Origin of the sequence: Tsukamurella hominis, assembly GCF_965137015.1 — a bacterium.
GTDB lineage: Bacteria > Actinomycetota > Actinomycetes > Mycobacteriales > Mycobacteriaceae > Tsukamurella > Tsukamurella hominis.
Genome location: NZ_CBCRZG010000015.1, coordinates 1 through 24,871, shown reverse-complemented (window position 1 = coordinate 24,871; position 24,871 = coordinate 1). Strand labels below are relative to the sequence as shown.

Below are 24,871 nucleotides of genomic sequence, written 5' to 3'. Positions count from 1 at the left end.
CGCAACTGCAACGGGCGGCGGCGACGTCCGGCACCAGGAGCGATAGCCTGTAGCGCGTGACTTCTACGCTGACCGCCGATACGGCGAACGGAATCGACTTCAAGGTCGCCGACCTCTCCCTCGCGGACGCGGGCCGCAAGCAGCTGAGCCTGGCGGAGCACGAGATGCCGGGCCTGATGGCGCTGCGTCGGGAGTACGCCGACGTCAAGCCGCTCAAGGGCGCGCGGATCTCGGGCTCGCTGCACATGACGGTGCAGACCGCGGTGCTCATCGAGACCCTCGTGGACCTCGGCGCCGAGGTGCGCTGGGCCTCCTGCAACATCTTCTCCACCCAGGACGAGGCCGCCGCGGCCGTCGTCGTGGGCCCGAACGGCACCGTCGAGGCGCCGCAGGGCGTGCCCGTCTTCGCCTGGAAGGGCGAGACCCTCGAGGAGTACTGGTGGGCCGCCGAGCAGATGCTCACCTGGCCGAACGAGCCCGCCAACATGATCCTCGACGACGGTGGCGACGCGACCATGCTCGTGCTGCGCGGCGCGCAGTTCGAGGCCGCGGGCGTCGTTCCGCCCACCGACGAGGACGCCGACAGCCACGAGTACCAGGTCTTCCTGGCCCTGCTGCGCGAGTCGCTGGCCAAGGACGCCACCAAGTGGTCGAAGATCGCCGAGTCGGTCAAGGGCGTCACCGAGGAGACCACCACCGGCGTGCTGCGCCTGTACCAGTTCGCCGCCGCCGGCGAGCTGGCCTTCCCGGCGATCAACGTCAACGACTCGGTCACCAAGAGCAAGTTCGACAACAAGTACGGCACCCGCCACTCGCTGATCGACGGCATCAACCGCGGCACCGACGTGCTGATCGGCGGCAAGAAGGTCCTCATCACCGGCTACGGCGACGTGGGCAAGGGCTGCGCCGAGTCGCTCGCCGGCCAGGGCGCGCGCGTCCAGGTCACCGAGATCGACCCGATCAACGCCCTGCAGGCGCTCATGGACGGCTTCGACGTGGTCACCGTCGAGCAGGCCATCGGCGACGCCGACATCGTCATCACCTCGACGGGCAACAAGGACATCATCCTGCTCGAGCACATGAAGGCGATGAAGGATCACGCGATCCTCGGCAACATCGGCCACTTCGACAACGAGATCGACATGGCCGGCCTCGAGAAGTCGGGCGCTGTGCGCCTGAACATCAAGCCGCAGGTCGACCAGTGGACGTTCGGCGATTCCGGCAAGTCGATCGTCGTGCTCTCCGAGGGCCGCCTGCTGAACCTGGGCAACGCGACCGGCCACCCGTCGTTCGTCATGTCCAACAGCTTCAGCAACCAGGTGATCGCGCAGATCGAGCTGTGGACCAAGCCCGACGAGTACGACAACGAGGTCTACCGCCTCCCCAAGCACCTCGACGAGAAGGTCGCGAAGATCCACGTCGAGGCCCTGGGCGGCACCCTCACCAAGCTCACCAAGGAGCAGGCCGAATACATCGGCGTCGACGTCGAGGGCCCGTACAAGCCGGAGCACTACCGCTACTGAGCGCTAGCGCACCCGCGACGAGCTGATACACACCTTCCACCCTCCGGATTCCTTCCGGAGGGTGGTCGTGTCCGTGAGGGACCGGGAGACGACCGTCGACGAGCCGACCGGCGTCGACGTGACCTCGGCCTCGGCCTTGCCCGCGGCACCGTCGACCCGGATCTCCCCGACGACGACCTCCCAGCGCCCGTCCGGCCCGAGCAGCGTGTCGATCTCGGCGGCGAAGGTCTGCGAGGTGAACTGCGTCTGCAGCATCTGCACGTCCGCGGCGCAGCGGACGCCGATCAGCGCCGACAGGTCCCGGTCGTTGAGGGTCTTGGTCTCGGCGGCGATGACGTCACGGATCTGCTGCTCGTCGTCGGCGCCGGCGCGCTGGGACAGGATGTACCAGGTGGCGCCGAGGATGATCGCGATGATCAGCACCGTCGCCCCCAGGACGATCGCCACGGACCGGTCCTTCGCCGGCGGCGGCCCCGCCGGCGCGCCCGGTACGTAGGGCGGCGAGCCGGGGACGTACGGCGGGCCGGCGGTCGCGACCGCGCCCTGGCTCGCCCCGCTCGGGTTCGACGGTGCCGGTGCGCCCTGCCCCGACGGCGCGGGTGCCCCGGTCACGGCGCGCCCCGTCAGGTACGGAGTGCCCGCCGAGGAGACGGGCCCGCCCGTGCCGTACAGCTGCGGCGGGCGCGGCGGGGCGATCCCCAGCCGCTGGTAGGTCTCCGGCGTCAGGACGGGGTGCAGCAACTCGCGCGGGTCAGTCGGGCGCATCCGCGCGCTCCTCGTCGACGTTGCGCGCGTGCTGCATCGACTGCAGCAGCGCGGTGAGCGCGTCCAGCTTCTCGTGCACCTCGTCGAGCTCGCGGCGCATGTAGTCGCGGCTCGCGGCCTCGCCGACGGCGAGGCGCACCGACGCCAGCTCGCGGGCGAGGAACTCGGTGTCGGCCTTGGTCTGCGCGGCGCGCATCCGGTCCTCGTCGAGCGAGACGCGGTCGCGGCTCTCCTGCCGGTTCTGCGCGAGCAGGATGAGCGGCGCGGCGTAGGCGGCCTGGGTGGAGAAGGCCAGGTTGAGCAGGATGAACGGGTACGGATCGAAGTGATAGGTGAACCACAGCACGTTGAGCGCGATCCACACCAGCACGATCACCGTCTGGATCGCCAGGTAGCGGCCGGTGCCCAGGAAGCGGGCGACGCGTTCGGCGCCCTGGCCGATCATGTCGTCGCCCAGGTTCAGGTGGAAGCTGCGGCCCTGCCGCGGGGTGTCGAGCCGGGAGCGTTCCTTCATCCGGTGACCTCCACGGTGCCCTCGTCCTGATCCTCGTCGCGCCAGTCCTCCGGCAGCAGGTGGTCGAGCAGGTCGTCGACCGAGACCGCGCCGAGCAGGTGGTTCTCCGCGTCGATCACCGGGCCGGTGACCAGGTTGTACGCCGCGAAGTACCGGGTCACCGCGCCCAGGGGATCGTCGGGCCCGAGGCGCGGCAGGTCGGTGTCGACCATGCCGCCCACGAGGTCGGCCGGGGGCTCGCGGAGCAACTGCTGCGTGTGCACCGCGCCCAGGTAGCGCCCCGTCGGCGTCGCGGTGGGCGGGCGCACGACGAAGACCATGCTCGCCAGCGCCGGGGTGATGTCGGGGTTGCGGACCCGGGCCAGGGCCTCGGCCACCGTGGTCGACGGGGTGACCACGATCGGCTCGGGCGTCATCATGCCGCCCGCGGTGTAGGGCGAGAAGGTGAGCAGGCGGCGGACGGTGCCCGAGTCCTCGGGGTCCATCACCGCGAGCAGCTCCTCGCGCTGGGTGTCGGGCAGCTCGCCGAGGAGGTCGGCGGCGTCGTCGGGGTCCATGGCCTCGAGCACGTCGGCGGCGCGCGCCTTGGACAGGTGGGCGATCACCTCGGCCTGGTCGTCGTCGCCGAGCTCCTGGAGCACGTCGGCGAGCCGCTCGTCGTCGAAGGCGGCCGCGATGGACAGCCGGCGCTGCGTCGGCAGCTCGCGCAGGGCCTGCGCGACGTCGGTGGCGCGCATGTCCTCGAAGACCGTCAGGGCCTCGGCGATGTCGTGATCGGCGCCGGTGAGCGCGGTCGTGGTGAAGCCGGAGACGTGGGGGAGGTCCACCACCTGGACGCCGCCGCGACGGTTCCAGCCCGTCGCGCGGATCTTCACGGCCAGGCGGTGCACCACCCAGTCGCGGGTGCGGGTCTGCTCGATCCCGACGTCGACGACGGTGGCGTCGGCACCGTCGTACGGCTCGCCCGGCTCCTCGATGCGGACCTTGGTGCCCAGGAGCTGGCCGAGGGCCAGCGCCTCGCCGGGGCGGATGTGCAGGCGGCGCAGGCTCACCGAGCCCGTGTTGAGGGTGACGGCGGCCGGTTCGATGCTGGTCACGCGCAGCATCGGCACGAAGATGCGGCGGCGGTTCGCCAGCTCGACGGCGAGGCCCAGGACGCGCGGGGCCTTGCGATCGGCGCGTAGGCCGAGCACCGCGTCGCGGACGCGGCCGACGGATTCGCCGTCCGGGCCGACGACGGGGAGGCCGGACAGTCGCGCGACGAATACTCTGGAGACAGCCGACATGTACTTCAGGGTAGTTTCGTTCTACGAATCGCATGTGAGGGAGGGCGCCGAATGTCGCAACCGCTACCCGGACCCGGGTCGCCGAACCAGCCGGGAGGGCCCGCCGGACGGGGCCTGCCGACGCCGCCGAAGGGTTGGCCGATCGGCTCTTACAGCACGTACGCCGAGGCGCAGCGCGCCGTCGACTACCTCTCGGACGAGGAGTTCCCGGTCCAGAACGTGACCATCGTGGGCGTCGACCTGATGCAGGTCGAGCGCATCACCGGCCGTCTGACCTGGGGCCGCGTGCTCAGCGCCGGCGCCGCGTCCGGCGCGTGGCTGGGCCTGTTCCTCGGGATGCTCGTCGGCCTGTTCGTGGGCGGCGGTGACCAGTTGGTGTCGACGGTGATCGCCGGCGTCATCGGCGGTGTCGTCTTCGGCCTCATCAGCGCGGCGGTGCCGTACTGGGCCTCGCGTGGCACCCGCGACTTCTCGTCGACGATGCAGCTCGTCGCCGGCCGGTACGACGTGCTGTGCGACCCCCAGGTCGCCGAACGCGCCCGCGACATGCTGGCCCGGCTGAACATCCAGTAGCCCCCGTACTGCAGCGGCCGGCGCCTGCCCCGCGTCGCCGGCCAGACTCCCGCGATCACTCCTGCTTCTTCATAGCGTTGCAACGCTATGAAGAAGCGAGAACGTTATGAGAACCGCGATCCCGTGGCCGATGAGCGGCGAGAATCGTTGCCGATATGGAAACGATTCGCTATCGTTTCCGGTGTGGAAACGAATTCGGAGCCCGGCGGCACGCTCGACGACGTCGAAGCCGCGGGGGTGGCCGGGCGCCGGGCGGCGCAGCCGTGGTGGATGCTCGCGCTCGAGGTTCTGATCGTCGCCGGGGTGTGGTCGATGGTGTACGGCGGCCCGCAGACCTGGCGGAACATCCTGCTCGCGTTCGCGGTCTTCATCGTGCCGGTCGTGGTCCTGGCGGTGATCGCGATGCGGCGCGGTCGAGTCGGTGAGTTCGCTCCGGGCTCGCGAGCGTCGGTCGTGTCGTGGGTGGGTTTCATTGGAGCGATGGTTGCCGCGATGATGACGTCGAACGCCGTCGAGCCAGGGCGCCCGGCGGCTTACGTCGCGGTCTTTGTCGTCGTGATGGTCGTGTACGGCGGATGTCGGCTCGCGGCGGAGCGGCTCGCCGTGCGGCAGGCCGCGTGAGCGGCCCGGACTACGGCCCGCCCGCGTTCGACGACCTCATCCACCCGCGGCAGCGGCTCATGATCTGTGCGGCCCTGGCGCAGGCGCAGGAACTCCGGTTCGACCTGCTCGCGAAGGCGCTCGAGATGAGCGCGCCGACTCTCAGCAAGCACTTGGCGAAGCTGGAGGAGGCGCACTACGTCGCCTTCCGCCGCGATTCCGCGGACTCCCGGCGACAGTGGGTCGAGCTCACGCCGACGGGGAAGTCCGCCTTCGCGCGACATGTGGCGGCACTGCGCGAGCTCACCGAGTGAGTCCTGATCGAGGCTGACTCGGCCGGTGATCTCGGCGGCTGAGGTCTGTCGCACCCGACGTGCGCGGCCGGTGCCGCTGTCGCACTCGACATGCGCGAGCGCACCCTGCACGCCGGGTGCGCTCGCGCGTTCTGGGTGCGGGAGGACGGATCGCCGGGCGAAACGGGTGCGTCGGCGCAGACCGGGTGCGAGAACGGGCGCGGCGCACCGTCGAACCCTCGTCTACCTGCGGCGACAGTGCGAATCTCCGCGAACTGTTTACCGGGTCACGAAGTCCTGCTAAATTCCGAAGTGATAGCGATCACAAGGAGGACTCTCATGGCGGACATCCTGGGGCGCGTGAGCCGGCGCGAGCTGGAGCAGAGTTACCGCGACGTGCTGGAGGACCTGTCGGAGGGATCGGTGCACCGGCGGTTCGACCCCTTCCTCGACATCGACTGGGACGCGCCGGAGCTGAAGCTCGACCCGAACGACCCGCGCTGGGTCCTGCCGCCGACGCTCGACTCGCTCGGCGCGACGCAGTGGTACCGCGACCTGCCGCTGGAGCGCCGCATCGAGATCGGGAAGTGGCGGATGGCCAACACCATCAAGGTGGGCGCCGCCTTCGAATCCATCCTGATCCGCGGAATGATGCAGTACATCATGAAGCTCCCGAACCAGTCGCCGGAGTTCCGCTACTCCCTCCACGAGATGACGGAGGAGTGCAACCACATCCAGATGTTCCAGGAGCTGGTCAACCGGATCGACGTGGACGTCCCCGGGATGCGGAAGTGGTTCCGGCGGGCCTCGCCGATGATCGGCGTGCTCGGCGGCTATGCGCACGTGATCCTGTTCATGGGCATCCTGGGCGGCGAGGAGCCGATCGACCACTACCAGAAGGCGATCATGCGGCACGGCGGCCAGGTCCCGCCGCTCGTCCTGCGCACCATGGAGATCCACGTCGCCGAGGAGGCTCGCCACATCTCCTTCGCCCACGAGTTCCTGCACGCCCACCTGCGGGACATGACGAAGCGCCAGAAGCGGATCTGCGCGCTGGCCTTCCCGCTGGCGATGCGCTGGCTGGTGGGGGAGATCTTCACCCCGCCGAAGTCCTTCTTCGAGCAGTTCGAGATCCCGCGCGAGGTCAAACGCGAGGCCTTCTGGCGCGGCCCGACGGCGCGCGCCCTCCTGAACGACTATTTCGCCGAGATGCGCGCCCTCGCCGACGACCTGGGCCTCATGACGCCCGTCGGCAGGCTGATGTGGAGGCTGCTCAAGATCCACGGGCACAAGGCGCGGTACCGCGGCGAGCCCACGCGGCCCGCGCAGCTCGCCGCCTGAGGTCCCACCCGGGGCGGCCCACCGGGTCCGCCCCGGTGGGCCCGGGACGCCGCCGGGCGGGCGTAACATCGCCCGGTATGGCGACGGCGCACGAGCCCGAGAGCGGGTACGAGTTGCGCTGGCGCGCCCACAATTCGCAGCGCCGCGACCTCATCCTGCGCGCGGCCGCCGAGCTCGTCGAGGAGTCGGAGCCCGGCGCCCCGATTCCGGTGCGGCGCATCGCCGAGCGCGCGGGCCTCGTGAAGTCCGTGGTCTACCGCCAGTTCAAGAGCAAGGACGACCTCGCGCGCGGGCTCCGCGGCTTCGTCGTGGACCAGTTCGCCGCCGAACTCGAGGCCGACCTCGACGTCTCCACCGGCTCGCTGCGGGAGATCCTGCGCCGCTCGATCGCCAGCGCCGCCACCTGGATGCAGGACAATCCGCGCCTCGTCGACCTGCTGCGCGCCGGCCCCACCGACGCGGCGGGGCCCGACGGCGTTCCCGTGGCGCCCGACGCGGTCGGCGAGCTCCGGCACCGCGTGGTCGCCCGGGCGGAGCAGACGATCGACGGCCTCGCCGCCCTCACCGGCCTCGATCCCGCCGCCTTCGCCGGCGTGCCCTTCGTGGTGTTCACGATGGTCGAGGGCACGCTCACCAGCTGGGTGCGCGGCGAGGCCGCCGTCCGGGGCAGGACGCGCGCCGAAGTGGTCGAGTCGCTCACGGACGTCACGTGGTTCGTACTCGACGGTGCCGCCCGCACCCTGGGGGTGCACGTCGATCCGGACGCGGAATTGACCCGCTTCCTCGAATCCCTGGCGCCCGACGGAGTGGCCTCCGAACGAGCGGTTCGTCGCGGGTGAGCGGCAGGTCCGGAAACAAACACAGGTAGATCCGTGCTCTCGCGCGTGAGTCTGGCACGATTATCCCGAATGTGGTTCACCTCACCGGTCGGGTCGACTAGCTTTTCGAATCGACGCTTCCGGTCGGTAGCGGGGATAGGAGCGGCGCGTGGCGGGCAGAACGAGTCGAACACGGAACGGCCTGCCGGCCAGGCTCGGCGCCGTGGGGTTGACGTCCGCCCTGGGCGCGACCCTGCTCGCCGGTTGCGGCACGGGGGCGAGCGGCACGGAGATCAGCGTGTACGTCGGCGCGGACAGCGCCGCGACCGTGCAACGCGTGGCGGAGAAGTGCTCGACGTCCGAGTACAAGGTGGTCGGCTACGGGTTGCCCAAGTCGGCCGACGACGCACGGCTCCAGCTCGCGCGCCGAATCACCGGCGGCGACGCGTCGCTGGACGTGATGGCCCTCGACGTCACCTGGACGGCGGAGTTCGCACAGGCCGGGTGGGCGGTGAAGGTGCCGGACGACGTGGCGCAGCGCACCGAGAAGCGGGTCCTCGCTGGTCCGCTGAAGACGGCCAAGTTCACCGACGAGCTGTACGGCGTCCCGGCGTGGACCAACACCCAGCTGCTCTGGTACCGCAAGGACATCCTCTCCCAGCTGACGGGTAAGCCCATCACGGCGCCGCCGAAGTTCACGTGGGCCCAGTTATTGGACTTCACCGGGCAGTCGCTCGGTAAGCGCGGCCCCGCACAGATCGGCGTCACCGCGGCGCAGTACGAGGGCTTGACGGTGTGGTTCAACTCGCTGTTGGAATCCGCCGGGGGCAAGGTCGTGGACGAGACCGGCAAGCGGGTGGTGCTCGGCGAGGGCAAGAACCGCGAGGCCGCCGTGCAGGCACTGCGGACGATGAAGGACGTGGCGACCGCCCCCGGGCACGATCCGAGCTTCACCCAGACCATGGAGACGGAGATCCGGCTCGGGATGGAGCGCGGGGACGCCCTGTTCGAGGTGAACTGGCCGTTCGTCCTGTCGGCGATGCAGCAGAACTCGGCCGCCGGGACCGTGCCCTTCCTGCCGGAGATGACGCGCTTCGCCGACGTGGTCAAGAAGCCGACCAACGATCAGCTCAAGCAGATGAACGCGGTGATCCAGAAGAAGTTCGACTTCACCACGTACCCGCGGATCGCGCCCGGCGTCCCCGCGCGCCCCACGATCGGCGGGGCGAACTACGCGGTGTCTCCCACGTCGACGAAGAAGGACCTGGCGTGGAAGGCCATCGAGTGCATGACGAATGACGAGTCGGAGAAGGCCTACGGCCTCGACGCCGGCACGCCGCCCGTCCTGCCCTCGCTCTACGACGACCCGGAGTACCTGGCCGTGTACCCGATGGCGAAGCTCATCCGGGACCAGTTGCAGGAGAACACCTCCTCGGTGCGCCCGGTCACGCCCGTGTACCAGGCCATGTCCACGCTGCTGCAGGCGAAGCTGAGCCCGGTCGGATCGTGGGATCCGGACTCCCTCGTCGACGAGTTGGTCACCGCCGCCACGAAGGCGATCGATCAGAAGGGGCTGGTCCCGTGACGACTGCGACCACGAACGGGGGTGCCGCGCCGGCACCCGCGGAGCAGAAGGCGGAGCTGTCCCAGGGGCAGCGCGAGGAACGCAAGCTGGGGCTGATGCTCATCGCGCCGGCGGCGCTGGTGATGCTGCTGGTGACGGCGTACCCGATCGTGTACGCCTTCTGGCTCAGCCTGCACAAGTCCTCGCTCGCGGCCCCCGGCCAGGACGAGTTCATCGGGCTCGGCAACTACGGCACGGTGCTGCAGGACTCGTACTGGTGGCAGGCGCTCGGGGTGACCTCGTTCATCACCGTCGTCTCGGTGGTGATCGAGTTCGCGCTCGGCCTGGCGATCGCGCTGGTGATGCACCGGACCATCGTCGGCCGTGGCCTCGTGCGGACCGTCGTGCTGATCCCGTACGGCATCGTGACGGTGGCCGCCTCGTTCTCGTGGTTCTACGCGTGGACGCCGAAGACCGGGTATCTCGCCAACCTGTTGCCGGACGGCACCGCTCCGCTGACGGAGCAGATCCCGTCGTTGTTCATCATCATCCTGGCCGAGGTGTGGAAGACCACGCCCTTCATGGCGCTGCTGCTGCTCTCGGGCCTGGCGCTGGTGCCGGACGATCTGATCAAGGCCGCGTCGATGGACGGCGCGGGCCCGTGGACCCGGCTGACGAAGATCATCATCCCTCTGATGAAGCCGGCGATCCTCGTGGCGCTGCTCTTCCGCACCTTGGACGCCTTCCGCATCTTCGACAACATCTACGTCCTGACCAAGGGCGCCAACGGGACCGGATCGGTGTCGATACTCGGGTACGACAACCTCTTCAAAGCGTTCAACCTGGGTGTGGGATCGGCCATCTCGGTGCTGATCTTCATCTGCGTGGCGGTCATCGCGTTCATCTTCGTCAAGGCGTTCGGCACCGCAGTGCCGGGCTCCGACCAGGACCAGAGGTAGGGGGCGCTCGGCGATGGCAACGAGTACCGCAGGGCGCAAGGTCGCCTGGAGTGTGATCGACCTTCTGGTCGTCTGTTACGCATTGATCCCCGTGTTGTGGATCGTTTCGCTCTCCCTCAAGTCCCCGGCAGCGGTGACGGACGGGAACTTCATCCCGAAGAGCGTGACCATGGACAACTACTCGGCGATCTTCGAGGGCAGCGGCTTCATCCGCCCGCTCATCAACTCGATCGGCGTCGCGTTGATCTCGACCGTGATCGCCGTGATCATCGGCATGTTCGCCGCGTACGCGGTGGCGCGCTTGAACTTCCCGGGTAAGAAGCTGTTCATCGGGGCGGCGCTGCTGATCGCCATGTTCCCGCAGATCTCGCTGATCACCCCGCTGTTCAACATCGAGCGCGCCGTCGGCCTGTTCGACACCTGGCCGGGCCTGATCCTGCCGAACGTGACCTTCGCGTTGCCGTTGTGCGTGTACACGCTCTCCGCGTTCTTCCGCGAGATCCCCTGGGAGCTGGAGAAGGCCGCCAAGATGGACGGCGCCACCCCGGCCCAGGCCTTCCGTCAGGTGATCGCACCGCTCGCGATCCCCGGCGTGGTCACCGCTGCGATCCTGGTGTTCATCGCGGCGTGGAACGACCTGCTGTTCGGCGTGTCCCTCACCGCGACCGAGCGGTCGATCACCGCACCGGTGGCGATCGTGAACTTCACCGGTAGCTCGCAGTTCGAGGAGCCCACCGGATCCATCGCCGCGGCAGCGGTCATCATCACGATCCCCATCATCATCTTCGTCCTGATCTTCCAACGACGGATCGTCGCCGGACTGACCTCCGGCGCGGTCAAGGGCTGACGCCGGAAAGTATTCGAGGAGCAATCACATGGCCGACATCGTCCTGGACCACGTCAAGAAGACCTACCCCGACGGCTCCACCGCCGTCAGCGACATCAACCTGCAGATCGCCGACGGTGAGTTCGTGATCCTGGTGGGCCCGTCGGGCTGCGGCAAGTCCACCACGCTCAACATGATCGCCGGCCTCGAGGACATCTCCTCGGGCGAGCTGCGCATCGGCGGCGAGCGGGTCAACGAGAAGGCGCCGAAGGACCGCGACATCGCGATGGTCTTCCAGTCCTACGCGCTGTACCCGCACATGACGGTGCGTGAGAACATCGCCTTCCCGCTCAAGCTGGCGAAGCTGCCCAAGGACGAGATCAACGCCGCCGTCGAGGACGCCGCCCGCACACTGGACCTCACGCAGCACCTCGACCGCCGGCCGTCGCAGCTCTCGGGCGGCCAGCGGCAGCGCGTCGCGATGGGCCGCGCGATCGTCCGCAGCCCCAAGGCATTCCTCATGGACGAGCCGCTGTCGAACCTCGACGCGAAGCTCCGCGTGCAGATGCGCACCGAGGTCAGCCGCCTGCAGAAGCGCCTCGGCACGACGATGGTCTACGTGACGCACGACCAGACCGAGGCGATGACCCTCGGAGACCGCGTCGTGGTGCTCAAGAGCGGCGACGTGCAGCAGATCGGCGCCCCGCAGGAGCTCTACGACCGCCCGAACAACCTGTTCGTCGCCGGCTTCATCGGCTCCCCGGCGATGAACTTCGTGCCCGGCCGCCTCACCTCCGTGGGCATCGACACCGCGCTCGGCGAGATCCTGCTGCTCGACGCGCCGCAGCTGGCCGAGAAGGCCTCCGCCGCCGGCAACAAGACCGGCGACGTCGTGGTCGGCATCCGCCCCGAGCACTTCGAGGACGCCCGACTGCTCGACCCGAACCAGCGCGTCGGCGGCCTCACCTTCCGCGCCCGGGTCGACGTCCTCGAATCGATGGGCTCGGACAAGTTCATCCACTTCGCCGTCCCGGCCGACGACGCCCGCACGGACGTCCTCGGCGACCTCCGGGCGGGCCAGCAGCAGGCGCCGCCCGCCGGGGTCGACGAGATCGTGGCGCGTCTGTCCGCCGATTCGAACGCCGCCCGCGGCGCCGAGGTGGACCTGTTCTACGACCCGACGAAGATCGCGGTCTTCGACGCCGCGACCGGGCGCAACCTGGCTCTCTAGGTCCGCCGTGCGGGTGCTCGCCGTCAGCGACGAGGAGGTTCCGGGCCTGGCCCTGGCCTCGTCGACACTGCGCCCCGACCTGATCCTCGGGGCGGGCGACCTGCCCGGTGCGTACCTGGAGTCGCTCGTCGACCGCTACGAGGTGCCCTGCGTCTTCGTCCCCGGCAACCACGACCCGGACCACTCCGGGTACCGCCGGACCCGCGGCGGATTCGTCCGCGGCGGGGTGCCGTGCGAGCCGCCCGGCCCGCGTGGCGGGGTGAACGCGGACGGCCGCGTCGTCACCGTCGAGGGCTTGACGGTGGCGGGCCTCGGCGGCTCCGTCCGGTACCGCGGCGGGCCGAACCAGTGGACGCAGGCGCAGGCCACGCGTCGGGCCTGGCGGGTACGGTTCGCGGCGGGCCGGCGGCCGGTCGACGTGGTGCTCGCGCACTCGCCCGCGCGGGGCGTCGGCGACGGGGAGGACGGCCCGCACCGGGGTCTCGCGGCGCTCGGCGGGCTGGTCGAGAAGCTGCGGCCGCAGGTGTTCGTGCACGGGCACGTGCACCCGTTCGGCCGCCCGGGACCGGACCACGAGATCGACGGCGTGCCCGTGCTGAACACCGTCGGATACACGTACTTCGAGATCACTCCGGGGAGCCCCGGAACCTACCGCCTGAAGGAGCGACGTCGTGGCGCGTGACACCGGGTTCCCCGACGAGGACGCCCGCACCGACTTCGAGCGGTCCCGGCGCCGGGCCAACATCGCCCGCCTCGCGTCGTGGGTGCGCGGCCAGCCCGGCGACGTCACCGAGGTCCTGCCCTACGACGAGGTCGTCTCGGCGCTCGGCTTCGTGTCCGAACGGTCGTTGGGGCTCCAGGTGGTGCCCGTCGCACAGATCGTGGGCAGCGTCGACCGCACCCGCGACTTCGACCGCTACTTCCGGCCCCGCTCGCCCGCATTGCGGGCCCGCTGGCAGCGGCTGGCGGCGGCGCAGCGGCGCGGCGAGGCGATGCCGCCCGTCGAGCTGAAGAAGGTCGGCGACCTGTACTTCGTGGTCGACGGCCATCACCGGGTGTCGATCGCCTTCGCCCGTGGCTTCACCACCATCGACGCCGAGGTCACCGAGGTCGTCACGAGGATCGGCTCGGGCGGCATCGCGGTCCGTTCCGACCTGCTGCTCAAGGATCACCGGCGGTTGTTCCTGGAGCGGGTGCCGTTGGAGGGCGCCGCGCGGGAGCGGATCCGCTTCACGAATGCCTGGGACTACTCCGTGCTCGCGGAATCGGTGGAGGCATGGGGCTTCCGGCTGATCCAGGACGCGGGGGAGTACCTCTCCCGCGCGGTCGTCGCCGGCCGCTGGTACGAGGAGGAGTTCGCGCCCGTCATCGAGATGGCACGGGCCGCCGGGATCATGCAGTCCTCCACCGACGCCGAGGTGTACCTGTTCGTCGCCTGCGAGCGGTACAGGCTGGTGCGCAAGCACGTCTGGACGCCCGAGATCATCCACGAGGTCTCCGCGCAGAACCCGCCCTGGCAACCGGGCAAGTTCTTCTAGGCGGGCGTCCGCCGTCGGGGGCGGAGGCTCCGACCCCGACGCGCGTGGAGCGCGCAGGTCGGGTCAGCGCATCCAGACCGTCGTCGCACCGGGGAGCCGATCGCCCTCGAACTCCGTGCTGGCGAGCAGGATCCGGCCCTCGGGCAGCTCCACCGGCTCCGCGCCGAAGTTGGTGTACGACCGCCATCCGCCGGGCCGCTCGAAGGCGAGCACCGATGCCGACGGATGCGGGATCCAGGTCAGCGACTCCGCGCTCTGCAGGTCGGCGCGCAGTGCCAGCGCCCGCCGGTACAGGTTCAGGGTCGACCCGGGATCGTCGTCCTCGACCGCGACCGCGTAGTCCGCGAACCACGCCGGCTGCGGCAGGTGCGCACCGTCGGACCCGAAGCCGTACGAGGGCCCGGTACCGGTCCAGGGCAGGGGCACGCGGCAGCCGTCCCGCCCGACCTCCTTGCCCTCGGTCCGGAAGTAGGTCGGGTCCTGGCGCGCCTCGGCGGGGATGTCGCCCACCTCGTGCAGGCCCAGTTCCTCGCCCTGGTACAGGTACGTGGAACCGGGGAGGGCCAGGAGGAGCATCGTCGCTGCGCGAGCGCGTCGCTCACCGAGCTCGGTGTCCACCTCGTCGTGCGATCCGCCCGCCAGCGTCCAGGCCGCGGCGTGGTGCCCGAGGCCGGCCGGAAGGCCGTAGCGGGTGGCGTGCCGGGTCACGTCGTGATTCGACAGGACCCAGGTGCTCGACGATCCGGTCTCCTCGGCACGCTGGACGTTCTCGTCGATGATCTCCCGGAACTGTGAGGCCTCGAACTCCGAGACCAGCAGGTCGAAGTTGAAGGCCTGCCCGAGCCCGTCCGGGCTCGCGTACGGGGCGAGCCGGGACTTGTGGACCCACGCCTCGGCGACCGCGGTGCGGGGCGGCTCGTACTCGTCGAAGACCTTGCGCCACGCGCGGTAGATCTCGTGCACCTCGTCGCGGTCCGAGAAGGGGTGGTCGGGATTGAGCGTCAACTCGCCCAGTCCGACCACGGCGAACGGGGCGAAGGGTTCGCTGAGGTCCTTGCGCAGGTAGTGCGCGACGTCGATGCGGAAGCCGTCGACCCCGCGGTCCGACCAGAATCGCAGGGTGTTCTCGAAGTCGGCGCGGACGTCCGCCCGCTCCCAGTTCAGGTCCGGCTGTTCGCGGGCGAACATGTGCAGGTACCACTGGCCGGGCGAGCCGTCGGGCTCGGCGACGCGGTGCCACGCCGGACCGCCGAAGTGCGACTGCCAGTCGTTGGGCGGCTGGTCGCCGTTCTCGCCCTTGCCCTCGAAGAAGTGGTATCGGGCCCGCTCGTCGGAGCCGCGGCCCGCGGCGAGGGCGGCCTGGAACCATTCGTGCTGGTCGGAAGTGTGATTGGGCACGATGTCGACGATCAGCTTGATACCGGCGTCATGCAGCGCGGTGGTCATCGCGTCGAAGTCGTCGAGGGTGCCGAGGCGCGGGTCCACGTCGCGGTAGTCCGCCACGTCGTAGCCGCCGTCGGCGAGCTCGGAGGGGTAGAATGGGCTCAACCACACCGCGTCGATGCCGAGCTCGCGGAGGTACGGCACGCGCGAGGTGATACCCGGCAGGTCGCCGATCCCGTCGCCGTCGGAGTCCGCGAAGCTGCGCGGATAGATCTGGTAGACCGCCGCCTGGCGCCACCAATCGGCCGTTCCGAGGTCCTTGAGAACCACAACACTCCCTTCGAAGGCGTCTCCGTCGACGACAATCGTCGACGCGCGTCGACAACGCCTCCCGAGCGTAACGGATCCGTAGGATCGGATGCGGTGTTTCGCCGTCCGCCGGGCGGCGGACGAGGGGAGGTGCATCCGTGACGACCATGGCCGACGTCGCGCGTCTGGCGGGCGTCTCGCGCAGCACCGTCTCCTACGTCCTCAGCGGCACCCGTCCGATCTCCGCGGAGACCCGCGAGCGGGTCCTCGCCGCGATGGAGTCGCTCGACTACGCGCCCAACGTGCTCGCCCGTGCCCTCGCCGGAACACGCACCGGCCTGCTCGGACTGCTGCTCTCGACCGAGACGCTCGGTCGCGGCGTGGACACCGCGGGCTATCTCACCGCCGCCGCGGACGAGGCACGCGCACGGGGCTCGCACCTGATGCTGTTGCCGGGGCCGGCCGACGACGCGGGGCCGGTACGGGAGACCGTGCGGCAGGGGCTCGTCGACGGCTTCGTGGTGATGGAGGTGTACACCGCGGACGCGCGCGTCGACTACCTCCGCGAGGCGGGTGTGCCGTTCGTCCTCGTCGGTCGGACCGACGACGTCGAGGGAACCGCGTTCTGCGACGCGGACTTCGACGCCGCGGCGGAGGAGGCGGTCGCGCATCTCGCGGAGCGGGGGCACCGCGACGTGGCTGTCCTCACGGGGCCGGCGGTGGACCGATCCCACGCCCCGGGGTTCGCCGTGCGCTCGCTCGCCGCCGTCGACGCGGCCGCCCGCCGACACGGCGTTCGTTCCCGCGTCGTCCCGACCGCGGCCACCTTCGCCGGGGGATGGGACGCCTACGGCGGCGTCGCCGCCGCGGGCGCGACCGGTGTGCTCCTCTGCAACGAGCCGGCCGGGTTGGGCATGATCTCGGCGGCCGTCGCCGCGGGGGCGCGCGTTCCGCAGGACCTCTCGGTGCTCACGGTGTTCGCGGGAACGGAGACCGGGGAACTGACCCGCCCGAGGCTCACCAGCATCGGACCGGATCACACCGCGATGGCGCGCCGCGCGATCGAGTTCCTGCTGCGCCGCGTCGCCGGCGAGCCCGCGGCGGACCTCCAGATGCTCAGTGCTCCGGTGTTCCTCGACCGCGGCAGCACCGCGGCCCCCCGTCCGCCGCGCCCGGCGCCACCGGGTCCGTAGGATCGGAACCCGTGACTTCCGTCGTCGACGCCGTTCGGGCGCACCTCGCCGAGCACTACGCGGACCGCGGCTTCGCGCCGCCCGCCTCGGCATCGGTCACCTTCCTCGGGCTCGAGCCGATGACGATCCAGCGCTGGGTGGGGGATCCGCTCGTCGCCTTCGCCAGCGTCGGCTGCTCGCGGCACGCCATGACCGATCCCAACGCGCTGGTCACCGCCGACGACGGGCCGCGCGCCGAGGTGATCCTGGAGCTGCGCCCCGCGGACGACGGTCCCGGCGCCGCGCTCGACGGGGTGCACCGGTCGCTGGCGATCCTCGCCGCCACGCCCGCGGTCGAGGGTCTGGTGCTCGCGCCCGATGCCCTCGTCGACCTGAGCGCGCCGCTGTGGGCGGGCGCGCCGTTCACCGCGGTGCTGTTGGGGGAGTCGGCCGTGCCGGACCTCGATCGCGCGGACGGCGAGCCGGTGCGCTTCCTGCGCGCCGACCCCATCACCGCCAACGAGGCGGCGTGGGTGCGGCTCAAGGGCGCGACGGCGCTGCGCGAGGCGTGGGCGGAGGCCGGCATCGACCCCGCAGACCCGGGCCGACCCGCCGCGCGGGCGGTCTAGTTCACGAATTCACGTTCTGCGGGCCCGGACGTGCGTGAGGACACCTCCACCGCCGCAGAACGCAACATCGTGAGCGCTACAGCCACTTGATCTTGCGGAACACGACGAACAGGCCGAGACAGGCGACGAGCATGATCGCGAGCACGATGAAGTAGCCGTACTGCCAGTGCAGCTCGGGCATGTTGTCGAAGTTCATGCCGTAGACGCCGGCGATCATGGTGGGCACCGCGACCAGGCCGATGATCGCGGACATCTTGCGCATGTCCTCGTTCTGCTGCATCCCGATCTTCGCGACGGCCGCGTCGATGAGGGAGCTCAGCACGTCGTTATAGGTCTCCACGTGGTCGGCGACCATCGCCTGGTGGTCGAGCACGTCAGAGAAGTAGCGCTGGATCTCGTGCGGGATGATGTCGCTGAAGTCGCAGGTCAGTCGCTTCAGCGCGTGGGACAGCGGGTGGATGCCGCGGCGCAGCTCCACGATGTCGCGCTTGAGCTGGTAGATCTCGTCGACCTGGGTGCGGGCGCCGGCGCGGAAGACGTCCTCCTCGACCCGGTCGATGTCGTCCTCGAGGAGGTCGGAGACCGCGACGTAGCTGTCCACCACGTGGTCGGCCACGGCGTGCATCACCGCCGACGGTCCCAGCTTCAGCAGCTCCGGATTGGCCTCGAGGTTGCGGCGGACGCGCCGCAGGCTGCCGTGGTCGCCGTGCCGGACGGTGATGACGTGGTCGGGCCCGACGAGAACCATGACCTCGCCGGTCTCGACGATCCGCGCCATGGGGTCCGTGCGGTCGTGGCCCACGTAGTTCACGGTCTTGAGGATGAGGAAGAGGGTGTCGTCGAACCGGTCGACCTTGGGCCGGGTGTGCGTGACCAGCGTGTCCTCGACGGTCAGCGGGTGCAGGCCGAAGACGCGGGCCACCTCGTCCATCTGGTGCTGGTCCGGGTCGAGCAGGCCGACCCACACGTAGCCCTCGCCGCGGCGCCGGACCTCCTCGATCGCCTCGACGTAGCCGAACCGGCCGGGCAGGCGCACCCCGTCGACGTAGACGCCGCAGTCGACGACGGCGCGGGCCACGGGCACGGGGACGCGCGGGACGTCGGCCTCGCGGACCTCGCGGCGCCCGGCGCCGGGCCGGGGCATGGACGGGATGGAGGGCATGGACGAGATAGTAGACCCGGGCCAGGCTGCCGGGCCGCGGCGGCGCCGGGTAGAAAGTAGGCGTGAGAACTCGCACGCCCCGCCTCGCCGCCGCGGCCCTCGTCGCGCTGGTCCTGGCGGGCTGCTCGGATCCCGGCGACGCCGCGGACCTGGGCCCGCGCACCGCGCCCGGCACGGTCACGGTCGGCTCGTCGGGGGCCGCCGCCTCGAAGATCGAAGCCCTGATCTACGCGGGCGCCCTGCGCATGGCGGGCACGCCGGTCGAGACGCGGCTGGGGCTCGGGCCGGGGGAGGACTCGGCCGTCGCCGCCGTCGAGCGGGGCGACATCACCGTCGCGCCCGCGCTGACCGGCGCCCTGTGGGATCGCTATCGGCCCGGCGCCGCGCAGCCGACGAAGGCGAAGGAAGAGGAGTCCGAGAATCCGCGGGCACAGTGGGACGCGCAGTTCGTCGCGCTGAGCGCCGTGCTCCCCGAGGGGCTGGGCCTGGGTGATCCGACGCTCGCGCTCGATCAGCCGATGCTCTTCGCTCCCAAGGAGGCCCCGTCCGCGACGCTCCGGGGCTGCGAGGGTCTGTCGGGCGCCGTCGCGGTGCCGGCGGGGTCGCCCTCGGACCTGCGGGCGCGCTACGGCTGCCCGACGGGGACGGTCGTCGCCGTCTCCGACGAGGCCGCCGCCGCCCGCGCCGTCCGCGAGGGCCGGGCCGCGCTGGCGCAGCTCGGCACGCTCTCATCGGCGTCCAAGGATCTCGTCCAGGTCGCCGATCCCGACGGGGCCGTCCCCTCACGGGCCGTCGTGCCGCTGGTGCGGCGCGACGGCCTGACGGTGGCGCAGACCAAGCGGCTCTCCGCGATCGCGGGCGAGCTCACCACCGCGGACCTGGCCGAGATGGTCGCGCAGGTCGAGTCGGGGGAGCGCACGCCCGAGCAGGCGGCCGGCGACTGGGCCGCCGAGCACACCCTGAACTGAGTTCCCTCCGCACGCGGACCGCCCCGCGCTCGACGGGCGAGGCGGGGCGGCTGAGACGGCGAAACGGCTACTTCAGCCGCTTGTTGAGCTGCTGGTCGACGAGGGCGTTCACCCGCTCGTAGGCCGAGCCGCCGAGGCGCACGAGGACGTCGATGATCTTCGCGTCGGCGCCGATGAGCACGCGGCCGCGGTTCTTCTTGACCCCGTTGAGAATGGTGCGCGCGGCGTCGTCGGCCTCGGTGCGGGCGAGGTACTTGTCGAAGAGCTCGGCGGTGTGGGCCGCGTCCTTGCCCTCCGCGCCGGTGGCGTTGCGCGCGATCGCGGTCTTGATGCCGCCGGGGTGCACGCAGGTCACGCCGACGTTGTGGTCACTCGAGAGCATCTCGATGCGGAGGGCCTCGGTGAAGCCGCGCACGCCGAACTTGGCGGCGTTGTAGGCGCTCTGGCCGCCCACGGACAGCAGGCCGAACAGCGAGCTGGTGTTGACGATGTGCGCGTCGCCGGAGGCGATGAGGTGCGGCAGGAACGCCTTGGTGCCGTTCACCACGCCCCAGAAGTCGATGTCCATGACCCGGTCGTAGTCCTTGAAGGACGTGGTCTCCACGGGCTCGTGGTGCGCGATGCCGGCGTTGTTGAACAGCAGGTTGACGGTGCCGTAGTGCTCGACCACGTCGTCGGCATAGGCGAGGAGCTGCTCGCGCTCGCCGACGTTGACCACCTTGGTGTGCACCTCGGCACCGCGGGCGCGGGCCAGCTCTGCGGTCTGCTCGAGGCCGGTGGGGTCGTAGTCGCAGAGCGAGAGCTTCGCGCCCTCGTCGGCGAGCTGCAGTGCCAGTTCACGGCCCATGCCGGAGGCGGCTCCGGTGATGACGGCGACCTTGCCGCGGAAACTCTTCATTCTCTTGTTCATCCCTCACACTGGTCGTGGCCGTGCGCCCGCTGTGAGCAGGTGCGCGGCGTACTTACTCGACAGTAGGGTCGGGATACGAGGTCTGTCAACGACCTATTGAGTATGATTCAGTAGGTGACCAGAAAGTCCGTCGCCGCAGCGGTGGGGCGCAAGCGCACCCGGCTCAGCCCCCAAGCTCGGCGCCAGCAGTTCATCGACCTGGGCCTGCTCAGTCTGAAGCATCAGGCGCTCGAGCAGGTGTCCATCGAAGACATCGCGAGCCAGGCGGGCGTCTCCGCCGGCCTGCTGTTCCACTACTTCGACTCCAAGCTCGACTTCCAGGTCGCGCTCGTGGAGGAGCAGGCGCGGATCGTCGGCGAGGTCGCCACCCCGGACCGCGATCCTGCGGACATCACCGATGTGATGCCGATCCTCACCTCGACCCTGGGCACCTACGTCGACCACATCATGGAGAACCGGCAGTCCCTGCTGCCGATGCTCGCGGGCGTCAGTTGGTCGGAGCCGCGGATCCGCACCGCCGTGAAGTCCGTCCGGGAGCAGATCGTCGATCAGTTCGTGAACCAGGCCGAGAACATCGGCATCGAGCGCTCGCCCCGCTTCGTGCTCGCCGTGCACGGCTGGATCGCCGTCGTCGAGGAGACCCTCGTGCAGTGGCTCGACGAGAACGCCGGCTTCGCCACCATGACCCGCGACGAGGTCGTCGACCATCTCGCGACCATGTTCGTGGGGATGGCGGGGGCGGTCGGGCTGGATCTCACGTCGGGCGCGGCCTGACGGTGCGCTTCGGCCGCGTCGGGCCGGGCCAGCTGGGCCGGGTGGCGGCGTCGCCGCTCGCTTAGACCTCGCTCCCTCGCCCAGCGGCTCGGTCGCTCCGATGCGCTCGGCGGCGTCGCCCCCACCCGTCCCTCGTTCCGAACCCGTCAGCGGCCACGGCGCCACCGCTCGCGCACGTGCCGCGTGCGCGGGTGAGTCGACGCGCATGTGGCGCGGCTGTGCGGACGTGGCGCGTGCGCGGAACCGGGGAGGTCGGGCGCACCGTCGGATCGAGAAGAAGGGCCGGTCCTCCCGAGGGAGGACCGGCCCTTCTACTGGCTCAGCGGATCAGAGGACGAAGGCCTCGTCGATGATCTGGGCCTGCTCGACGGCGTGCACCTTGGACGAGCCCGAGCACGGGGCCGACATGGCGCGGCGCGAGACGCGCTTGATGCCGACGAGACGGCCGTCCAGCTCCGGCAGGGCGAGGCCGAAGAACGGCCACGCGCCCTGGTTGGCCGGCTCCTCCTGCACCCAGCGCACGTCGGTGGCGTTGGGGTACAGGTCGAGCGTGGCCGGCAGGCGCCGCGAGGGGAGCGGGTACAGCTGCTCCATGCGCACGATCGCGACGTCGTCGCGGCCGTCCTTCTTCCGGCGCGCCTCCAGCTCGTAGTAGAGCTTGCCGGAGACCAGCAGCAGCTTGGTGACCTTGCTGCGGTCGCCGCCCTCCACCTCGAACGCCGGGTCGTCGATCACCGAGCGGAACTTGCCGCTGGTGAAGTCCTCGACGGGGCTGACGGCGGCCTTGTTGCGCAGCATCGACTTCGGCGTCGCGACCACCATCGGGCGACGCACGCCGTCGAGGGCGTGGCGGCGCAGCAGGTGGAAGTACGAGGCCGGCGTCGACGGCATGGCGACCGTCATCGAGCCCTCGGCGCACAGCTGCAGGAAGCGCTCGATGCGGGCCGACGTGTGGTCCGGGCCCTGGCCCTCGTGGCCGTGGGGGAGCAGCAGCGTGACGCCCGAGGTCTGGCCCCACTTGGCCTCGCCCGAGCTGATGAACTCGTCGATGATCGACTGGGCGCCGTTGACGAAGTCGCCGAACTGCGCCTCCCAGCACACCAGCGCCGACTCGTCGGCCACGGAGTAGCCGTACTCGAAGCCCAGGCCCGCGAACTCGGTCAGCGCCGAGTCGTAGACCATGAACTTGCCCGGGGACGGCGTGCCGTCGGGGCCGAGGTGGTCGAGCGGGGTGTACTCCGCGCCCGACTGGCGGTCGATGAGCACCGCGTGGCGCTGCGTGAAGGTGCCGCGACGGCTGTCCTGGCCGGCCAGGCGGACCGTGCGGCCCTCCTCGAGCAGCGTGCCGAAGGCGAGCAGCTCGCCGAAGGCCCAGTCGATGCCGCCGTCGCGCGACATCTCGAAACGGCGCTTGACCACGGGGGCCACGCGCGGGTGCACCGTGAAGCCCTCGGGGACGTTCGCGTACGCGTCGCCCACGCGCTGGATCTGCTCCAGCGGCACCGCGGTCACGAGCGAGCTCGGCAGCGGCTGGTCGGCGATGATCGACGGGGCGGGCTCGGCCTGGAACTTCTCGAGCTCCTTGACCTCGTTGAACACCCGCTCCAGCTGGCCCTGGTAGTCGCGCAGCGCGTCCTCGGCCTCCTTGGTCGAGATGTCGCCACGACCGATGAGGGCCTCGGTGTAGGACTTGCGCACACCGCGCTTGGTGTCGATCACGTCGTACATGCCGGGCTGGGTCATCGACGGGTCGTCGCCCTCGTTGTGGCCGCGGCGGCGGTAGCAGACGAGGTCGATGACGACGTCCTTGTCGAACTTCTCACGGAAGTCGACCGCCAGCTTGGCCACCCACACGCAGGCCTCGGGGTCATCGCCGTTGACGTGGAAGATCGGGGCGCCGATCATCTTCGCCACGTCGGTGCAGTACTGCGAGCTGCGCGAGTTCTCCGGCGAGGTGGTGAAGCCCACCTGGTTGTTCACCACGATGTGGATCGTGCCGCCGTTGGAGAAGCCCGGCAGGTTCGCCATGTTCAGCGTCTCCGCCACGACGCCCTGGCCGGCGAAGGCCGCGTCGCCGTGCAGCATCAGCGGCATGATCGGGTGCTCGCCCTCGGGCGGGTTCTTCATGTCCTGCTTGGCGTGCACGATGCCCTCGAGCACCGGGTCGACCGCCTCGAGGTGCGAGGGGTTGGCGACCAGCGAGACGGTGATCTCGTTCTCGCCGAACATCTGGTAGTACTTGCCCTCGGCGCCGAGGTGGTACTTCACGTCGCCGGAGCCGTGCGCCTGCGACGGGTTCAGGTTGCCCTCGAACTCGGTGAAGATCTTGCTGTAGGGCTTGCCGACGATGTTCGCCAGCACGTTCAGCCGGCCGCGGTGCGGCATGCCGATGACGACCTCGTCGAGCTGGTGCTCGGCGGCCTGGTCCAGCACCGCGTCCATCATCGGGATGACCGACTCGGCGCCCTCGAGCGAGAAGCGCTTCTGGCCGACGTACTTGGTCTGCAGGAAGGTCTCGAAGGCCTCCGCCGCGTTGAGCTTGCTGAGGATGTACTTCTGCTCGGCGACGGTGGGCTTGATGTCCTTCGTCTCCACGCGCTCCTGCAGCCACTTCTGCTGCTCCGGCTCGAGGATGTGCGCGTACTCGATGCCGACGTGCCGGCAGTAGGCGTCGCGCAGCACCGAGAGCACCTTGCGCAGCTTGAGCCGCTCGGCGCCGTGGAAGCCGCCCACGTTGAACGTGCGGTCCAGGTCCCAGAGGGTGAGCTCGTAGGTGAGCACGTTCAGGTCGGGGTGCGACTCGAGGCTCTCGTTGTTGTAGCGCAGCGGGTCGACGTCGGCCATGAGGTGGCCGCGCGCCCGGTACGCCGCGATGAGCTCGAGGACGCGCGCGTCCTTGTCGATGCCGTGGGCGGGGATGTCCTGCCGCCAGCGGATCGGCTCGTAGGGCACGTGCATCGTGCGGAAGATGTCGTCCCAGAAGTCGTCGCTCAGCGTCAGCTCGTGGACGTACCGCAGGAAGTCGCCGGACTCGGCGCCCTGGATGATGCGGTGGTCGTAGGTCGAGGTCAGCGTGGTGAGCTTGCCGACCGCGAGCTCGGCGATCTTCTCGTCGCTGGCGCCCTGGAACTCGGCGGGGTACTCCATCGCGCCGACGCCGATGATGGCGCCCTGGCCCACCATGAGGCGAGGCACGGAGTGCACGGTGCCGATGCCGCCGGGGTTGGTCAGCGAGATCGTGACGCCGGCGAAGTCCTCGGCGCCGAGCTTGCCCGTGCGGGCACGGCGGACGATGTCCTCGTAGGCGGCCACGAACTGGCCGAAGTCCATCGTCTCGGCTTCCTTGACGCCCGCGACGACGAGGCTGCGGCTGCCGTTCTTGCCGACCAGGTCGATGGCGATGCCGAGGTTCACGTGCGGCGGGGTCACCGCGTTCGGCTTGCCGTCGACCTCGGCGAAGTGCCGGTTCATGTTCGGGAAGGCCTTGACGCCCTGCACCAGGGCGTAGCCCAGGATGTGGGTGAAGCTGATCTTGCCGCCGCGGGTGCGCGCGAGGTGGTTGTTGATCACCACGCGGTTGTCGAACATGACCTTCACCGGCATCGAGCGCACCGACGTCGCGGTCGGCACCTCGCGGCTGGCGTTCATGTTCTTGACGACCGCGTTCGCGGCGCCGCGGAGCACGGTGCGCTCCTCCTCGGCGGGGAACGAGGCGGGGGCCGGGGCCTTGGGC

At 70.2% G+C, this 24,871-nt stretch carries 23 protein-coding genes; 16 read left to right on the top strand and 7 right to left on the bottom strand.

The window, feature by feature from the left end:
• The first annotated feature begins 56 nt into the window (after positions 1-56).
• Positions 57-1,523 (top strand): adenosylhomocysteinase, encoded by a 1,467-nt coding sequence (gene ahcY, locus ACM9LD_RS17600; RefSeq protein WP_415677867.1) that lies wholly within the window; start codon positions 57-59, stop codon positions 1,521-1,523.
• Positions 1,524-1,526: 3 nt separating this feature from the next.
• Here the strand turns inward: ahcY and ACM9LD_RS17595 are convergent, their stop codons facing one another.
• Genes ACM9LD_RS17595 through ACM9LD_RS17585 form a run of 3 tightly spaced genes read right to left on the bottom strand, consistent with a single transcriptional unit; the run spans position 1,527 to position 4,088 of the window.
• Positions 1,527-2,288 (bottom strand): Rv0361 family membrane protein, encoded by a 762-nt coding sequence (locus ACM9LD_RS17595; protein ID WP_415677866.1) that lies wholly within the window; start codon positions 2,286-2,288, stop codon positions 1,527-1,529.
• Complete coding sequence (locus ACM9LD_RS17590) at positions 2,275-2,802, bottom strand: DUF1003 domain-containing protein (RefSeq protein WP_415677865.1); 528 nt, start codon at positions 2,800-2,802, stop codon at positions 2,275-2,277. Before ACM9LD_RS17590 ends, ACM9LD_RS17595 begins: the two co-directional genes overlap by 14 nt.
• Positions 2,799-4,088, bottom strand: a complete 1,290-nt coding sequence (locus ACM9LD_RS17585) for a magnesium transporter MgtE N-terminal domain-containing protein (protein ID WP_068524600.1) — start codon at positions 4,086-4,088, stop codon at positions 2,799-2,801. Before ACM9LD_RS17585 ends, ACM9LD_RS17590 begins: the two co-directional genes overlap by 4 nt.
• Positions 4,089-4,139: 51 nt before the next feature.
• Between ACM9LD_RS17585 and ACM9LD_RS17580 the strand changes: the two genes are divergently transcribed.
• The 11 genes from ACM9LD_RS17580 (at position 4,140) to ACM9LD_RS17530 (ending at position 13,831) form a co-directional block, all read left to right on the top strand.
• Positions 4,140-4,661, top strand: coding sequence for a YflT domain-containing protein (locus ACM9LD_RS17580; RefSeq protein WP_415677864.1), 522 nt, complete (start codon positions 4,140-4,142; stop codon positions 4,659-4,661).
• 87 nt (positions 4,662-4,748) lie between these two features.
• Complete coding sequence (locus ACM9LD_RS17575; protein WP_415677863.1) at positions 4,749-5,282, top strand: hypothetical protein; 534 nt, start codon at positions 4,749-4,751, stop codon at positions 5,280-5,282.
• Entirely contained in the window at positions 5,279-5,575 is a 297-nt protein-coding gene (locus tag ACM9LD_RS17570; RefSeq protein WP_415677862.1) for a transcriptional regulator, read from the top strand. The genes ACM9LD_RS17575 and ACM9LD_RS17570 overlap by 4 nt, the downstream gene beginning before the upstream one ends.
• 318 nt (positions 5,576-5,893) lie before the next feature.
• Positions 5,894-6,895, top strand: coding sequence for an AurF N-oxygenase family protein (locus ACM9LD_RS17565; protein WP_415677861.1), 1,002 nt, complete (start codon positions 5,894-5,896; stop codon positions 6,893-6,895).
• A gap of 77 nt (positions 6,896-6,972) precedes the next feature.
• Positions 6,973-7,734 (top strand): TetR/AcrR family transcriptional regulator, encoded by a 762-nt coding sequence (locus tag ACM9LD_RS17560; protein WP_415677860.1) that lies wholly within the window; start codon positions 6,973-6,975, stop codon positions 7,732-7,734.
• A gap of 202 nt (positions 7,735-7,936) precedes the next feature.
• Positions 7,937-9,298: an extracellular solute-binding protein gene (locus ACM9LD_RS17555; protein WP_415677859.1), complete on the top strand. Its 1,362-nt coding sequence runs from the start codon at positions 7,937-7,939 to the stop codon at positions 9,296-9,298.
• Positions 9,295-10,236, top strand: coding sequence for a carbohydrate ABC transporter permease (locus tag ACM9LD_RS17550; RefSeq protein ID WP_415677858.1), 942 nt, complete (start codon positions 9,295-9,297; stop codon positions 10,234-10,236). Before ACM9LD_RS17555 ends, ACM9LD_RS17550 begins: the two co-directional genes overlap by 4 nt.
• Positions 10,237-10,249: 13 nt before the next feature.
• Positions 10,250-11,083 (top strand): carbohydrate ABC transporter permease, encoded by an 834-nt coding sequence (locus tag ACM9LD_RS17545; protein WP_415677857.1) that lies wholly within the window; start codon positions 10,250-10,252, stop codon positions 11,081-11,083.
• A 28-nt stretch (positions 11,084-11,111) separates the two neighbouring features.
• On the top strand, positions 11,112-12,293 hold the full coding sequence (locus ACM9LD_RS17540) for an ABC transporter ATP-binding protein (protein ID WP_415677856.1): 1,182 nt from the start codon (positions 11,112-11,114) through the stop codon (positions 12,291-12,293).
• A gap of 7 nt (positions 12,294-12,300) precedes the next feature.
• Positions 12,301-12,975, top strand: coding sequence for a metallophosphoesterase family protein (locus tag ACM9LD_RS17535; RefSeq protein WP_415677855.1), 675 nt, complete (start codon positions 12,301-12,303; stop codon positions 12,973-12,975).
• Complete coding sequence (locus tag ACM9LD_RS17530) at positions 12,965-13,831, top strand: chromosome partitioning protein ParB (protein WP_415677854.1); 867 nt, start codon at positions 12,965-12,967, stop codon at positions 13,829-13,831. Before ACM9LD_RS17535 ends, ACM9LD_RS17530 begins: the two co-directional genes overlap by 11 nt.
• A gap of 63 nt (positions 13,832-13,894) precedes the next feature.
• Here ACM9LD_RS17530 and ACM9LD_RS17525 read toward each other — a convergent pair whose 3' ends face one another.
• Positions 13,895-15,544: a glycoside hydrolase family 13 protein gene (locus ACM9LD_RS17525; protein ID WP_415677853.1), complete on the bottom strand. Its 1,650-nt coding sequence runs from the start codon at positions 15,542-15,544 to the stop codon at positions 13,895-13,897.
• A gap of 146 nt (positions 15,545-15,690) precedes the next feature.
• Between ACM9LD_RS17525 and ACM9LD_RS17520 the strand changes: the two genes are divergently transcribed.
• A complete protein-coding gene (locus ACM9LD_RS17520) occupies positions 15,691-16,716 on the top strand; it encodes a LacI family DNA-binding transcriptional regulator (RefSeq protein WP_415677952.1) in 1,026 nt (341 codons plus the stop codon).
• 11 nt (positions 16,717-16,727) lie between these two features.
• Positions 16,728-17,324 (top strand): suppressor of fused domain protein, encoded by a 597-nt coding sequence (locus ACM9LD_RS17515; protein ID WP_415677852.1) that lies wholly within the window; start codon positions 16,728-16,730, stop codon positions 17,322-17,324.
• Between the two features lie 76 nt (positions 17,325-17,400).
• Here the strand turns inward: ACM9LD_RS17515 and corA are convergent, their stop codons facing one another.
• Entirely contained in the window at positions 17,401-18,495 is a 1,095-nt protein-coding gene (gene corA, locus ACM9LD_RS17510) for a magnesium/cobalt transporter CorA (RefSeq protein WP_415677951.1), read from the bottom strand.
• Positions 18,496-18,548: 53 nt separating this feature from the next.
• Between corA and ACM9LD_RS17505 the strand changes: the two genes are divergently transcribed.
• On the top strand, positions 18,549-19,454 hold the full coding sequence (locus ACM9LD_RS17505) for a glycine betaine ABC transporter substrate-binding protein (protein WP_415677851.1): 906 nt from the start codon (positions 18,549-18,551) through the stop codon (positions 19,452-19,454).
• Between the two features lie 67 nt (positions 19,455-19,521).
• Here ACM9LD_RS17505 and ACM9LD_RS17500 read toward each other — a convergent pair whose 3' ends face one another.
• Positions 19,522-20,352 (bottom strand): SDR family NAD(P)-dependent oxidoreductase, encoded by an 831-nt coding sequence (locus ACM9LD_RS17500; protein ID WP_415677850.1) that lies wholly within the window; start codon positions 20,350-20,352, stop codon positions 19,522-19,524.
• A gap of 126 nt (positions 20,353-20,478) precedes the next feature.
• Here ACM9LD_RS17500 and ACM9LD_RS17495 point away from each other — a divergent pair, with 126 nt between their 5' ends.
• Complete coding sequence (locus tag ACM9LD_RS17495; protein WP_415677849.1) at positions 20,479-21,138, top strand: TetR/AcrR family transcriptional regulator; 660 nt, start codon at positions 20,479-20,481, stop codon at positions 21,136-21,138.
• A gap of 327 nt (positions 21,139-21,465) precedes the next feature.
• Here the strand turns inward: ACM9LD_RS17495 and ACM9LD_RS17490 are convergent.
• Positions 21,466-24,871: multifunctional oxoglutarate decarboxylase/oxoglutarate dehydrogenase thiamine pyrophosphate-binding subunit/dihydrolipoyllysine-residue succinyltransferase subunit (locus ACM9LD_RS17490; RefSeq protein ID WP_415677848.1), on the bottom strand; the 3,406-nt coding region annotated here is incomplete at its 5' end.

Excerpts from the sequence above, each read along its gene's own strand:
- ACM9LD_RS17585 (WP_068524600.1), bottom strand. The coding sequence starts at position 4,088 with ATGTCGGCTGTCTCCAGAGTATTCGTCGCGCGACTGTCCGGCCTCCCC.
- ACM9LD_RS17560 (WP_415677860.1), top strand. The coding sequence starts at position 6,973 with ATGGCGACGGCGCACGAGCCCGAGAGCGGGTACGAGTTGCGCTGGCGC.
- ACM9LD_RS17565 (WP_415677861.1), top strand. The coding sequence starts at position 5,894 with ATGGCGGACATCCTGGGGCGCGTGAGCCGGCGCGAGCTGGAGCAGAGT.
- ACM9LD_RS17520 (WP_415677952.1), top strand. The coding sequence starts at position 15,691 with ATGGCCGACGTCGCGCGTCTGGCGGGCGTCTCGCGCAGCACCGTCTCC.
- ACM9LD_RS17540 (WP_415677856.1), top strand. The coding sequence starts at position 11,112 with ATGGCCGACATCGTCCTGGACCACGTCAAGAAGACCTACCCCGACGGC.
- ACM9LD_RS17580 (WP_415677864.1), top strand. The coding sequence starts at position 4,140 with ATGTCGCAACCGCTACCCGGACCCGGGTCGCCGAACCAGCCGGGAGGG.
- ACM9LD_RS17575 (WP_415677863.1), top strand. The coding sequence starts at position 4,749 with ATGAAGAAGCGAGAACGTTATGAGAACCGCGATCCCGTGGCCGATGAG.
- ACM9LD_RS17500 (WP_415677850.1), bottom strand. The coding sequence starts at position 20,352 with ATGAAGAGTTTCCGCGGCAAGGTCGCCGTCATCACCGGAGCCGCCTCC.
- ACM9LD_RS17590 (WP_415677865.1), bottom strand. The coding sequence starts at position 2,802 with ATGAAGGAACGCTCCCGGCTCGACACCCCGCGGCAGGGCCGCAGCTTC.
- ACM9LD_RS17545 (WP_415677857.1), top strand. The coding sequence starts at position 10,250 with ATGGCAACGAGTACCGCAGGGCGCAAGGTCGCCTGGAGTGTGATCGAC.
- ACM9LD_RS17595 (WP_415677866.1), bottom strand. The coding sequence starts at position 2,288 with ATGCGCCCGACTGACCCGCGCGAGTTGCTGCACCCCGTCCTGACGCCG.